This window comes from Nonomuraea sp. NPDC051941, from assembly GCF_044593615.1.
Map to the genome: position 1 here is coordinate 168932 of NZ_JBIUCF010000024.1, position 11704 is coordinate 180635.

An 11704-nucleotide genomic window follows, 5' to 3' on the forward strand; every position below is an offset into this window, starting at 1 on the left:
ACGTCATAATCAACCTGGGGTACTACATGGCACAGCGGGAACCGCGGTCACGGGAGCGGATCATCTTCGGCGCGGCCGACCTGATCCGGCGGCGCGGCCTGGCCGGGAGCACGGTCCGGGATCTGGCCGCACACTCCGGCGCGCCCCTCGGCTCCACCTACCACTACTTCCCGCGCGGCAAGCAGCAATTGGCCGCCGAGGCGGTCCGGTTCGCCGGCGACCTGGTCACGCGGGTCCTGGAGCGGGAGCTTCGGGCCGGCCCGGCGGCCGGTCTGCGCGCGTTCCTGACCTTGTGGCGGCAGACCGTCCTCGACAGCGACTTCCGCGCCGGCTGCCCCGTCCTGGCCGTCGCGGTCGAAGAGCCCCCCGCCGACGGCCCTCCCGAGGCGATCGACGCGGCCGCCGAGGTGTTCGGCACGTGGGAACGGATGCTCGCCGCGTCACTGCGCGACCATGGCGCCGACCAGGCCCAGGCCGCCCAGCTGGCCACCCTGATCGTGGCGGCGACGGAGGGCACGGTGGCGATGTGCCGCGCCCAACGCGACATCCGTCCCCTCGACGACGTCACCGCCCAACTCGAAGCACTCGTCCGGCACGCGACCGGCGCTCCTTGTCACTCTGGTGAGCGAACGACCTACCGCGAGTGACGATAGTTCTGGGATGCTTCGCCCTGGTACGAGCACGTCGCGGTCACGGTGGAGGCGGACGCATTGCGGCTGAACGGAGACGAAGGACTTGGCGCGCGCTTCCGGGTGGAGCGGGGGGCGACCGTCACCGAGGGCAGGGGCGAGGTGCTGTTCGCCCATGACGAGGAGCTGGACCTCCCCGTCGTGCTCAAGCGCACCCACTCGGGCGAGGCCCGCGCTCTCGCCAAGCTCGTCCATCCCCACATCGTCACCGTCCACGACGTCCTGACCGTGGACGACGGTCCTCGGGCCGGCACCTGGCTGGTCATGGAGCGGGTGCCGGCCGGAAGCCTGTCGGGCAGGAGGTTCTCACCCCAGGAGGCGGCCCGCATCGGCGCGCAGATCGCCGACGCGCTGACGGCGCTGCACCGCAAGGGGCTGATCCACTGCGACGTGAAGCCCGCCAACATCGTCATGGACGCCGAGGGGTTGGCGAAACTGACCGACTTCGACGCCGCGCGGCGGATCGGCGGCGTGGAGACGATCTCGCCCGAACGCCCGATCTCCTACACGCCCGACTACGCCGGACCCGAGCTCATCGGCGGCCGCCCGGACCCGGCCTCCGACGTGTTCTCGCTCGGCGCCACCGTCTACGCGCTGGTCGCCGGGAATCCCCCTCGCCCCTGGGCCCACGGCGAAGGAGACGAGCGCGTCCCCGACGACGACCGGCGAACGGTGGGATGGGCGGCACACCACGGTGTCGTCGAGATGAGCGCGGACATCGGGGCGCTGCGCCCCGTGCTGACGGCGATGCTCCAGAGCGAGCCGGGCAGGCGGCCGGCCGCGGCCGGAGCCCGCGACGCGCTGCGCGACATCGCCGACCCGCCCCCGCGGTGGCGGCGGACCCGCGATGCCGCCAGGCGCCGGTGGCCGGCGCTCACCGCGGGGGCGGCCGCCCTGGCGCTGGCCGCGACCGGGACCGCCTGGCTCGCCGACCGCGACGATCGTCCCACCTCTCCCCCGCCGGTCTCGACACCCGGCTCGCCCCGCGAAAAGGCGGGGATCGTCGTGTCCAAAGGTCCCTCGACGACCTATGGCAGTTGCCGGAAGAACTGCGCCTTCGTCGAGTTCCGGGCCACCGGCCTCAAGCCGAACACGAAGTACGTCTTCCAGCCGTACACCGACAACTGGGGGGCCTTCAACCCTGGAGCGACGCTCACCAGCGACGAGAACGGCGAGCAGCACACCGACGACCGGTTCCCGTGCAACGCGACCGGCCAGAAGGTGTGGATCGTCGCCGAAGGGCCGGACGGGGAACGAGTCGTGTCGAACAGGTTCACCTGGCCGGCCGGATGATCAGGGGGCGCTCAGCCCTCCTGCTCGGTGGGGCGCACCAGCAATTCGTTGATCGCGACGCGCCGGGGCCTGGTCACGATGTAGCTGATCGCGTCGGCGATGTCCTCGGCCTGCATGCGCTCCACCGAGGAGAACCGCTGGTTGATCTGCTCCTGGATCTGCGGGCGGTTGTGACCGGTCAGCTCGGTCTCCACCGCTCCCGGCTCGACCAGCGACACCCGGACGTGCCGCCCGGCGAACTCCTGGCGCAGTGACTCGCTGAAAGCGCCCACGCCGTGCTTGGTGAGGTTGTAGACCCCGCTGCCGCTGCGTGCCACCCGCCCGGCCACCGAGCTGATGTTCACCATGTCGGCCACCTGGCGGGGGCCGTCGGCGGCGGCCCGTACCAGGTAGGGCAGCGCGGCGTGCGCGCAGTAGAGCACGCCGAGCACGTTGACCTGCACCATGCGCTGCCACTCTTCGAGTGGCGCGTCGGCGGCCGGGCCGAGCAGCATCACCCCCGCGTTGTTGACCAGGGTGTCCAGCCGTCCGAGCTCGGTCGCGGTGCGCTCCACGACCTCCTTGGCCTGCCGTTCGTCGCCGACGTCGGCCACGAGCGTCAGCGCGGTCCCGCCCTGGCCGCGGATCTGGTCGGCCAGCTCCTCCAGGCGATCGGCCCGCCTGGCCACCAGCGCCACGGTGGCTCCCTGGGCGGCCAGCGCCAGCCCGGTCGCGGCCCCGATGCCGCTCGACGCTCCCGTGATCAGCGCCACGGTGCCGTTCAGCCGATCCGCCATGGAAGCCCTCCGTCAGCCACGTTCGTGATTCACCTCGCAGATTACTCCGCCGCCCGCCGGACCCGATCTCGGGGCGGCGCGGCTCGCGTGAGGCCCCGGACCTGCGACGATGCAGGGCCTCACACCCGTCAGGACCGGTCGCGCTCCTGGACGAGCTGGAGGGCGACGTCGATGATCATGTCCTCCTGGCCGCCGACGTAGCCGGCCTCGCCGACCCGCTGCAGGATCTCGTGGGCCGGTACGCCGTACCGCTCGGCGGCGCGCTCGGCGTGCAGCAGGAAGCTGGAGTACACCCCCGCGTACCCCTGCGTGATCGCCGAGCGGTCGGCGAACGGCAGGCGGTTCAGGAACGGCTTGACCACGTCCTCGGCGGCGGCCAGCGCGCCCTGCACGTTCACCCCGGTCGGGATGCCGAGCCTTTCGAAGGTGGCGACCAGCACCTCGGTGGGCGAGTTGCCCGCACCTGCGCCCAGCGCGCACAGGGCGCCGTCGATCTGGCGGGCGCCGTTCTGGGTGGCCAGCACCGAGTTGGCGACGCCGAGCGAGAGGTTCTGGTGGCCGTGGAAGCCGACCTCCGCCTGGTGGCCGATCTCGCCGACCAGCGCGCTGACGCGGGCCTGGGCCTCGCCGAGCACGAGGGCGCCGGCCGAGTCGACCACGTAGACGCACTGCGCGCCGCCGTCCACCATGATCCGGGCCTGCGCGGCCAGCTCGGCCGGGCCGATGCGGTGCGACAGCATGAGGAAGCCCACCGTCTCCATGCCCAGTTCGCGGGCGGCGGCGAAGTGCTGCAGCGACACGTCGGCCTCGGTGCAGTGCGTGGCGATCCGCGCCACGGAGGCCCCCGCGCCGTGGGCCTTGCGCAGGTCCTCGACCGTGCCGAGGCCGGGCAGCAGCAGGACGGCGATCTTCGCGCTCTCCGCCTCGTCCACGGCGGCGGCGACGAGCGTGATGTCGTCCTCCAGCGAGAACCCGTAGTTGAACGACGAGCCGCCCAGCCCGTCGCCGTGGGTGACCTCGATGACCTCCACCCCGGCGCCGTCCAGGGCGTGCACGACGCCGCGTACCTGCTCCTCGGTGAAGCGGTGGGCCATCGCGTGGCTGCCGTCGCGCAGGGTGGAGTCGGTGATCCTGATCTTGCCGGTCATGCGCCCACCTTCGCGAGTCGCTCGCCGACGCGGGCGGCCGCGGCGGTCATGATGTCGAGGTTGCCGGCCCACGGCGGCAGGTAGTCGCCGTTGCCGCGGACCTCGAGGAAGACGGCGACGCGGGCCATGCCGTTCCAGATGTCGCGCGGCGGGTCGAACTGCGGCTCGGCCCGCAGGGTGTAGCCGGGCACGTACGCGGCCACCTCGGCCGCCATCGCCTCGATCGACGCGCCGATCGCGGCGGTGTCGGCGTCGGCGGGGATCGCGCAGAACACCGTGTCCCGCATGATCATCGGCGGGGTGACGGGGTTGAGGATGATGATCGCCTTGCCCTTGGCGGCGCCGCCGACCGTCTCGATGGCGCGCGCGGTGGTCTGGGTGAACTCGTCGATGTTGGCCCGCGTGCCCGGACCGGCCGAGCGGGAGGCGATGGAGGCGACGATCTCGGCGTACGCCACCGGGACCACGCGGGAGACGGCGTGCACGATCGGGATCGTCGCCTGCCCGCCGCACGTGATCATGTTGAGGTTGGGCGCGTCCGACAGCGTGTCCAGGTTGACCGGCGGGCACACAAATGGGCCCACGGCGGCGGGGGTGAGATCGATCGCGGTGATCCCCGCCTCGGCGTAGCGGGGGGCGTTGGCCGCGTGCGCCTTGGCGGAGGTGGCCTCGAAGACCAGGTCGGGCAGGGTGTCCTGGGCCAGCAGCCAGTCCACGCCGCCCGCCGAGGCCTCGACGCCGAGCGAACGGGCCCGGGCCAGGCCGTCCGAGCCCGGATCCACGCCCACCATGGAGTGGACCTCGACGGCCTGGCTGCGCAGCAGCTTGACCAGCAGGTCGGTGCCGATGTTGCCGGGGCCGACGATGGCCGCCGTCAGTCTGCTCACGACGCCTGCCTGAAGTTCGCGGTGACCGTGCCGAGCCCGGCGAACGTGGCCGTCACGATGTCCCCCCGCTCGACGGGGATGGCCGCGGTGACCGAGCCGGGCAGCACGACGTGTCCGGCCTCCAGCGCCACCTTGCGCTCGCCGAGGACGTTCGCCAGCCACACCAGCGCGTTCAGCGGAGATCCGAGTACGGCGCCGCCGGCGCCCGTCTGGACCAGCTCGCCGTTGCGGTGCAGCAGGCAGCCGGTCAGCGCCAGATCGGCGTCCGCGAGCGGCGTCGGCCGGGTGCCGAGCACGAACCCGCCGCTGGAGGCGTTGTCGGCGATGGTGTCCGCCAGCGTGATCTTCCAGTCCGCGATGCGCGAGTCGATGATCTCCAGGGCGGGCAGCACGAAGTCCACCGCGGCCGCCGCCGTCGCGGCCGTGACGCCCGGGCCTGCCAGCGGTCTCTTGAGGACGAAGGCGATCTCCGGCTCGATGCGCGGCTGCAGGAAGCGCGCGGCGTCGATGGGGGCGCCGTCCATGTACGCCATGCCGTCGAGCAGGTGACCGTAGTCGGGCTGATCGACGCCGAGCTGGCGGCGCATCACCGCCGAGGTCAGGCCGACCTTGTGCCCCACGATCCGGGCGCCGCCCGCCTGCCACGCCTCCACCTGCGCGAGCTGGATCTCGTACGCATCAGAAACCGACATGTCCGCGTATGTCGTGGTGAGCGGCGCGATCGGGGTCCGCGTGGCGTACGCATCCAGCAGCCCGGCCACGGCGTCACCTGTGGAACGAGGGTCCATCGTGATCCTTCCGTTGTTCTCCCGGGCAGACCTTGCTGCTCGAAGGCGACGCCGGGCAAGCGAACCGTCCCGCCAGGCGGGCCGGGGGAACAACGGGCCGCGCGTCTTGTCGCGGCTTGTCGCGGCTTGTCGCGGCTTATCGTGGTGCGAGCGCGGTGAAGGCTTCGTCCAGGAGTTCGACGAGGTCGAGCCGGCCGTCGGACGCGGTCCAGCGGTCGACGGCGATGTTCAGGCAGTCGAGGGCGGCGGCCACCCGCACCGACAGGACCAGCTCCGTGGAGCGAGGGGCGTCCGTGCGCTCGGCGAGGGCCCGGGCCAGCTCGGGCCACCAGCAGTGCTGCTTCTCCCGGTGGCGCGCGCACAGCGCGGGGGTGTCCTTGATGAGGCGGGTCGTCGCGAGGGTGCCAGCGGGGTCCTGGTGATAGAGCTCGATGACGGCGTCCAGCGCTCGCCGCAGCGCCGTCCAGTCGTCCTCACCGGCGGGCCGGGCGCGCAGGGCGGCGGCGACCTTGTCGCCCTGGGCGTCGAGCGCGCTGACGACGGCGTCCTCCTTGGTGCCGAAGTAGCGCAGGAACGTGCTGCGAGAGACTCCGGCCGCCTCCGCCAGGTCGTTGATGGTGACCTTCTCGAAGCCCTCGCGCATGAACAGGTCGAAGGCCACCTGGGCCAGCTCGGCCCGTACGGCGGCCCGTGCGATGTCTCGCGTGCTCGTACGAGCTGCTTCGGTCACCCCGCGATCCTACCTCTTATTCGGACCTGGATTGCAGAGACAGGACTGCATAGCTAACCTGACACTCAGTTTCACCTTCGACGCACTGATTCAACACTGGAGACCTGACACCGTGACTCAGACTCTCGGCCTCATCGGCAGCGGCATGATCGGCGGCACGGTGGCCCGCCTCGCCGTCGCCGCCGGCATCGACGTCGTCCTCAGCAACTCGCGCGGGCCGGAATCTCTCGCCGACCTCGTCGCCGAGATCGGCGAGCACGCGACCGCGGCCACGCCCGCCGAAGCCGCCCGCGCCGGCGACCTGGTGGTGGCCACCATCCCCTTGCACGCCTACGGCAAGCTCCCGGCCGCGGACCTGGCCGGCAAGACCGTCATCGACACGATGAACTACTATCCCGACCGCGACGGCGACCTCCCGGAGCTGAGCGGCGGGACGCTGACCTCCACCGCCCTGGTGCAGCGGCACCTGGCCGGCGCCCACGTGGTCAAGGCGTTCAACAACATCGACTTCCACCGCCTGCTCACCCTCGCCCGCCCCGCCGGCGCCCCCGACCGCAGCGCCCTGCCGATCGCGGGTGACGACGAAGGCGCCAAGGCGCAGGTGGCGGGGCTCCTGGACGCGCTCGGCTATGACGCGGCGGACATCGGCAGCATCGCCGACAGCTGGCGCGTCCAGCCCGGCACCCCCGTCTACGTCCAGCCGTACTTCCCGTCGCAGCGACCCGAAGGGCTGGACTTCGAAGAGTCGTACCGCTGGTTCGTGGACACCCCGGGAGTTCCGGTGCCCGCCGACCAGGTGAAGAAGCTGGCCGACCAGGCCGTCCTCTAACGCTTCGTGCTGACGCGTGGGCCGTCGTACTCGGCGTCGGTGACGTGGTCCAGCCAGGCGGTGTCGTCGCCTTCCCACATCCCCAGGTGGATCATGAACCGGTCCGGGGCGGCGCCGTGCCAGTGCTCCTCGCCCGGCGGCGTGTGGACGATGTCGCCGGGATGGGCCTCGATGATCTCGCCGCCGCGCGACTGGATCAGCGCGACGCCCTCGACGATGTAGAGCGTCTGGCCCAGGCCGTGCGAGTGCCACGCGGTACGGGCGCCGGGCGCGAACCTGACCATGCTCGCCCGCGCGCGGGAGGGGTCTTCGCCCCGGAGGATCACGTCGGCCCAGGCGTCGCCGGTGAACCACTCGGCGGGCAGCTTGGCGGTCGGCGGCCGCTTCACGATCTTCATGGATGTCTCCGTCCGCGAGGTGTCGGGCAGCCGGCCGGGCGACGATGGCCTTGCGCGCCCGACGGCTGCGGGTCCTGTGCCATGTGCGTCGTCCTTCCGGCGGTTCAGCGGGTGGCCGCCGGCGGCGAACGCGCCCCGGCGGCGACCCATTGCCCATGAAACACCTGGTCAGGCGCGCGTGACAGGACCTGGTGTGACACGTACCCGCAGAACACCCTCTGTCAAGAGGTCAGGAATCCGTGACCTTGCGCAGCTGCTCCAGCGCGTCCGGATCGCTCAGCGCCGACCCCACGGCCACCCCCCTGCAGCCCGCGGCCAGGAAGGCGGCCGCGTTGCCCGCGTCGACACCTCCCGTGGCGACGAAACGGACACCGGGGAACGGCGCGAGCTGCGCCTTGATCCAGTCGGGCCCGAGCTGTGCGGCGGGGAACGCCTTCAGCCAGGTGAACCCGTGACCGAGGGCGGTGGCGATCTCCGTGGAGGTGGCCACGCCCGGCAGGTGCGGCAGCCCGAGCCGCAGCGTCTCCGCCACGACCTCGGGGTGAAGTCCGGGCGCGACGGTGAAGGCGGCGCCCAGGTCGCTGACGGCGGTCAGCTGCTCGGCCGTGGTGACCGTACCCGCTCCGACGCTCTTGCCGTTGGCCCGGGCGGCGTCCAGCGCCGCGCGCAGGGACGGCAGCGCGTCGGGCGTCTGCACGGGCACCTCGATGAGCTCGACGCCGAACGCCCAGGCGCGCTCGCACATGGCCACGGTGTCCACGGGGTCGAGGTGGCGGAAGATACCCAGAATCGGGCATCTCCCGAGGTGTGTGTCGAAGAAGTCAGCGGCGTCCATAGCGGTCTCCTCCCCAGCCCAGACTCTTGGAGATCTCGTGGGCCGCGTCGCGCAGGTCGTCGACGTACGCGCGCAGCTCTTCCAGTGGTACGACCGCCCGCAGAGCGGTGATCGAGATGGCGTGCGTGACCTTGCCCCGGGCGTCGAAGACCGGCAGCGCCACGCAGTTGATGTAGTCCTCGTGCTCGCCGTCGTCCTCGGCCCAGCCCCGTTCCCTGGTCAGGGCGAGCTCGGCCGCGAGCGCCTCGGCGGTGGTGATCGTCTTGGGGGTGAAGCGGGTGAACGTGATGTGCTCCATGACCCGCGCCCGGGTCGTGGCGTCCTGGTAGGCGAAGATGACCTTGGCGACGGCAGCGGTGTGCGGCTGGGCGGGCAGCCCGATGCGCGAGCCCATGGCCACGGTGCCCCGGCCGTCGATCTTGTCCACGTAGATGACCTGGTCCCCGGCCAGCTCTCCCAGGTGGACCGTCTGGCCGTAGCGCTCGCTCAGGCCGTGCAGGATCGGGTGCGCGAGCGAGCGGGCCTCGACCTGGTCCAGCGCGAGCTGGCCGAGCGCGATGAGCTGGAAGCCCATGCCGTACACGCCGCCGGGGACGCGCCGTACGAAACCGCCTTCCTCCAGCGTCTGCAGCAGGCGCAGCGCGGTGGACTTGTGCACGCCGAGGTGATCGGCGATCTCGCCGAGCGTGCGGTGACGTACGGAGACGAACCCGACGATGTCAATGGCCCGTGCGACGGTCTGCGACATGCTGGTGCGCTCCTTGTCCGAGCAGCGAGACGATCTCACCGGCGGGAGGAAGATCGGCCATGTCGGCCGGGGACGTCAGGACACGGGAAGCCGCGTAGTGTCCCAGCCGCAGGCGGGTGAGCTCGTCCCGGCCGTCGAGGAACCCGCTCAGCCAGCCGGCCGCGAAGGCGTCCCCCGCGCCGACGGCGTCGAGCACCTCGACCGGCGTCGACGGCGCCCGATGGACGCCCTCCGGGGTGAAGGCGACCGCCTCGATCGCGGCGTCCTTGACGATCAGGTACGGGGGCCGGTCGATGAGCCGGCGCACGCTCTCGGCGTCGGAGGTCCCCCACAGCGCCGCCGCCTCGTCGCGCCCGACGAAGACGATGTCGGCGCGCTGGGCGAGCTCCAGGAGCACGGCCGGGGCGTCGCCGTCCTTCCACAGGCTCGGCCGGTGGTTGACGTCGAAGCTGACCGTGGCCGGTCCGAGCGGCCGGTCGAACACGATGTGCCTGGTCAGCTCCAGGCACTGCGGGGAGATGGCCGCGGTGATGCCGGAGATGTGCGTGATCCTGGACGGCCGGGCGGCCCAGCCGGCGACCTCGGCCACGGTCATGGCCGAGGCGGCCGAGCCGCGCCGGTAGTAGTAGACGCGGGTGCCGGAGGCGGTCGGGTCCTTGAAGTACACGGCGGTGGGCCGCTCGTCGTCGCGGCGGACCAGATCGACGTCCACGCCGTGCCCGCGCAGCGCGTCGAGAACCAGGTCGCCGAGGGGGTCGCGGCCGACGGCGCTCGCCCAGGCCGTGGCGTGGCCGAGCCGGGCGAGCAGCGCGGCGACGTTCGACTCCGCGCCGCCGGGGCGCAGGATGAACGCGCTGTCCGCGTCGAGGCGGCCGCCCGCCGTCGGGGTGACCATGACCATGGTCTCGCCGATCGCGAGCACGTCTGCGGGTCTCATCGGCCACTCACCCTCCGCGGGCGCCGGCGTCCGAGGACCTGCCCGTCCGAGGGTTCCGTGATCGGGCCGTCCTGCTGAGCGATCCGATCCACCGCCGCCCACGTGACCACGCGCATGAGAGCACTCCTTCATTGCAAATATCGCAACGCCTATGCTGCATTTGCAATATAGCGGATAGCCCCCTTCTCGAGCCGGCCGACCGGGCCTGACACCCCTCAACCGGCGCCGGGGTGGTCGAGCGCCTTGACGGCGGCCCCCTGGAGGTAGGCCCGGTAGGTGTCGAGCAGCGGGTCGCCGGTCCCGGCCATCCACGCGAGCAGGTCCTGCCGCGCCGCGTCGAGGTCCTTCCGGCGATCCGGGTCGCCGGACAGGTCGGCCAGCGAATGCTGGTCGGCGTGCAGGTCGTAGAGCTCCTCGGGCGTCCGGTGCCGGTAGAAACGGGCGCGCTCGGCGAGCCGCTCGTCGCCGGAGGCGGCGGCGAGCATCGCCGGCCAGGTGCGTCCCATCATGTTCTCGGCCCGGTACTCCCGGGTGCCGTCGGACCACTCGTTCCAGATGTAGCCGAAGCGGTCGTCCTGCCGGCACCGCATCTCGTACCGGCCCTTCGCCGCCGTCTCGTGGAACACGGTGAACACCGCGTCCCGGCCGTCCTGGGGCTCCCCGCGCAGCAGGGGGAGCAGGGTCCGCCCGTCCAGCCCGGCCGGTCCGGGCAGGCCCGCCGCCGCGCAGAACGTGGGGAACAGGTCGATCATCGACACGAACGCGGTGTTCTCGCGCCCGCCCGGGCGGGTCACCCCGGGCCAGCGGACGATCAGCGGGGTCCGGCTGCTCTGCAGGTAGCAGTTCGCCTTGGCGAACGGCACGGCGATCCCGTTGTCCGACAGGAACACCACCAGGGTGTCCCCCGCGGCGCCGCTCTCCTCCAGCGCGCGCAGCACCTCGGCGACGACGTCGTCGCAGCGGCGGGACGAGCTCAGGTACTCGCGGTACTCCCGCGCCACCTCCGGCAGGTCGGGGAGGAACCCGGGCACGCCTCCGACGTCGTCCGCCGGCCCGAAGACCTTCGACGGGGCCGGGTAGGAGGCCCGGGCCTCGGCCGGGAACCGGTCCAGCTCGTCCTGGCTGCCGGAGTACGGCCGGTGCGGGTCGTGCGCGTTGGCCATGAGGAACCAGGGCCGCCCCTGTGCGGCCGCCTCCTCCATGAACCGCCGCGACGCCTCGCCGTAGGCGCGCGGATCCCGTCCCATCCCCAGCTCGCGCATGCCGCGCGTATAGTCCCAGCCGAACGCCTCCACCGGCTGCAGATGCTCCACCTTGCCGAGGATGCCCGACATGTACCCGGCCTCGCGCAGGACCCGGGTGAGCACCGGCACTCCGTCGGCGATCGGCTCGAAGCCCTGCGCGCCGTTGCGGTGCGGCCAGCGACCGGTCATGATCGCGGACCGGCTGGGCTGGCACACCGCGATGGCCACGTGCGCGCGGCCGAAGGTCATCCCCTCGGCGGCGAGCCGGTCCAGGGCGGGGGTCACCTCCGCCGGGCCGCCGAAGCAGCCCGGGGTGTCGCCGCCCATGTCGTCCGCGGTGATCAGCAGGATGTTCGGTGGCATGCGGTCTCCTCAGCGGCCGTTCACGTCATAGGTGGCGCG

General features: G+C 72.1%; 13 protein-coding genes. 3 read left to right on the forward strand and 10 right to left on the reverse strand.

The genetic code is table 11. The features are described 5' to 3' along the window. Nucleotides 1-26 precede the first annotated feature (26 nt). Entirely contained in the window at nucleotides 27-647 is a 621-nt protein-coding gene (locus ACIHFD_RS35565; protein WP_397370679.1) for a TetR/AcrR family transcriptional regulator, read from the forward strand. A 63-nt stretch (nucleotides 648-710) separates the two neighbouring features. Beyond that, nucleotides 711-1982 (forward strand): serine/threonine-protein kinase, encoded by a 1272-nt coding sequence (locus tag ACIHFD_RS35570; protein WP_397370680.1) that lies wholly within the window; start codon nucleotides 711-713, stop codon nucleotides 1980-1982. 11 nt (nucleotides 1983-1993) lie between these two features. Here ACIHFD_RS35570 and ACIHFD_RS35575 read toward each other — a convergent pair whose 3' ends face one another. The 5 genes from ACIHFD_RS35575 to ACIHFD_RS35595 form a co-directional block, all read right to left on the reverse strand. Further along, on the reverse strand, nucleotides 1994-2758 hold the full coding sequence (locus ACIHFD_RS35575) for an SDR family NAD(P)-dependent oxidoreductase (protein ID WP_397370681.1): 765 nt from the start codon (nucleotides 2756-2758) through the stop codon (nucleotides 1994-1996). A gap of 128 nt (nucleotides 2759-2886) precedes the next feature. Next, the gene (gene dmpG, locus ACIHFD_RS35580; protein ID WP_397370682.1) at nucleotides 2887-3906 is read right to left on the reverse strand and encodes a 4-hydroxy-2-oxovalerate aldolase; all 1020 of its coding nucleotides are present in this window, start codon (nucleotides 3904-3906) and stop codon (nucleotides 2887-2889) included. Next, nucleotides 3903-4793 carry an acetaldehyde dehydrogenase (acetylating) gene (locus tag ACIHFD_RS35585; protein WP_350735774.1) on the reverse strand — a complete coding sequence of 297 codons (891 nt, stop codon included), beginning with the start codon at nucleotides 4791-4793 and terminating at the stop codon, nucleotides 3903-3905. Before ACIHFD_RS35585 ends, dmpG begins: the two co-directional genes overlap by 4 nt. After that, entirely contained in the window at nucleotides 4790-5581 is a 792-nt protein-coding gene (locus tag ACIHFD_RS35590) for a 2-keto-4-pentenoate hydratase (protein WP_397370683.1), read from the reverse strand. The genes ACIHFD_RS35585 and ACIHFD_RS35590 overlap by 4 nt, the downstream gene beginning before the upstream one ends. Nucleotides 5582-5717: 136 nt before the next feature. After that, complete coding sequence (locus ACIHFD_RS35595; RefSeq protein WP_397370684.1) at nucleotides 5718-6311, reverse strand: TetR/AcrR family transcriptional regulator; 594 nt, start codon at nucleotides 6309-6311, stop codon at nucleotides 5718-5720. A gap of 112 nt (nucleotides 6312-6423) precedes the next feature. Between ACIHFD_RS35595 and ACIHFD_RS35600 the strand changes: the two genes are divergently transcribed. Next, nucleotides 6424-7140 carry an NADPH-dependent F420 reductase gene (locus tag ACIHFD_RS35600; protein WP_397370685.1) on the forward strand — a complete coding sequence of 239 codons (717 nt, stop codon included), beginning with the start codon at nucleotides 6424-6426 and terminating at the stop codon, nucleotides 7138-7140. Here the strand turns inward: ACIHFD_RS35600 and ACIHFD_RS35605 are convergent. The 5 genes from ACIHFD_RS35605 to ACIHFD_RS35625 form a co-directional block, all read right to left on the reverse strand. Then, nucleotides 7137-7538: a cupin domain-containing protein gene (locus ACIHFD_RS35605; protein WP_397370686.1), complete on the reverse strand. Its 402-nt coding sequence runs from the start codon at nucleotides 7536-7538 to the stop codon at nucleotides 7137-7139. The genes ACIHFD_RS35600 and ACIHFD_RS35605 overlap by 4 nt on opposite strands. Nucleotides 7539-7767: 229 nt before the next feature. Next, nucleotides 7768-8373: a bifunctional 4-hydroxy-2-oxoglutarate aldolase/2-dehydro-3-deoxy-phosphogluconate aldolase gene (locus ACIHFD_RS35610; protein ID WP_397370687.1), complete on the reverse strand. Its 606-nt coding sequence runs from the start codon at nucleotides 8371-8373 to the stop codon at nucleotides 7768-7770. Next, the gene (locus tag ACIHFD_RS35615; RefSeq protein WP_397370688.1) at nucleotides 8360-9121 is read right to left on the reverse strand and encodes an IclR family transcriptional regulator; all 762 of its coding nucleotides are present in this window, start codon (nucleotides 9119-9121) and stop codon (nucleotides 8360-8362) included. The genes ACIHFD_RS35610 and ACIHFD_RS35615 overlap by 14 nt, the downstream gene beginning before the upstream one ends. Next, on the reverse strand, nucleotides 9093-10058 hold the full coding sequence (locus tag ACIHFD_RS35620; protein WP_350735793.1) for a sugar kinase: 966 nt from the start codon (nucleotides 10056-10058) through the stop codon (nucleotides 9093-9095). The genes ACIHFD_RS35615 and ACIHFD_RS35620 overlap by 29 nt, the downstream gene beginning before the upstream one ends. 215 nt (nucleotides 10059-10273) lie before the next feature. Next, complete coding sequence (locus ACIHFD_RS35625; RefSeq protein ID WP_397370689.1) at nucleotides 10274-11665, reverse strand: sulfatase; 1392 nt, start codon at nucleotides 11663-11665, stop codon at nucleotides 10274-10276. Nucleotides 11666-11704: the final 39 nt, after the last annotated feature.

Excerpts from the sequence above, each read along its gene's own strand:
- ACIHFD_RS35565 (WP_397370679.1), top strand. The coding sequence starts at position 27 with ATGGCACAGCGGGAACCGCGGTCACGGGAGCGGATCATCTTCGGCGCG.
- ACIHFD_RS35575 (WP_397370681.1), bottom strand. The coding sequence starts at position 2,758 with ATGGCGGATCGGCTGAACGGCACCGTGGCGCTGATCACGGGAGCGTCG.
- dmpG (WP_397370682.1), bottom strand. The coding sequence starts at position 3,906 with ATGACCGGCAAGATCAGGATCACCGACTCCACCCTGCGCGACGGCAGC.
- ACIHFD_RS35590 (WP_397370683.1), bottom strand. The coding sequence starts at position 5,581 with ATGGACCCTCGTTCCACAGGTGACGCCGTGGCCGGGCTGCTGGATGCG.
- ACIHFD_RS35605 (WP_397370686.1), bottom strand. The coding sequence starts at position 7,538 with ATGAAGATCGTGAAGCGGCCGCCGACCGCCAAGCTGCCCGCCGAGTGG.
- ACIHFD_RS35610 (WP_397370687.1), bottom strand. The coding sequence starts at position 8,373 with ATGGACGCCGCTGACTTCTTCGACACACACCTCGGGAGATGCCCGATT.
- ACIHFD_RS35615 (WP_397370688.1), bottom strand. The coding sequence starts at position 9,121 with ATGTCGCAGACCGTCGCACGGGCCATTGACATCGTCGGGTTCGTCTCC.
- ACIHFD_RS35620 (WP_350735793.1), bottom strand. The coding sequence starts at position 10,058 with ATGAGACCCGCAGACGTGCTCGCGATCGGCGAGACCATGGTCATGGTC.
- ACIHFD_RS35625 (WP_397370689.1), bottom strand. The coding sequence starts at position 11,665 with ATGCCACCGAACATCCTGCTGATCACCGCGGACGACATGGGCGGCGAC.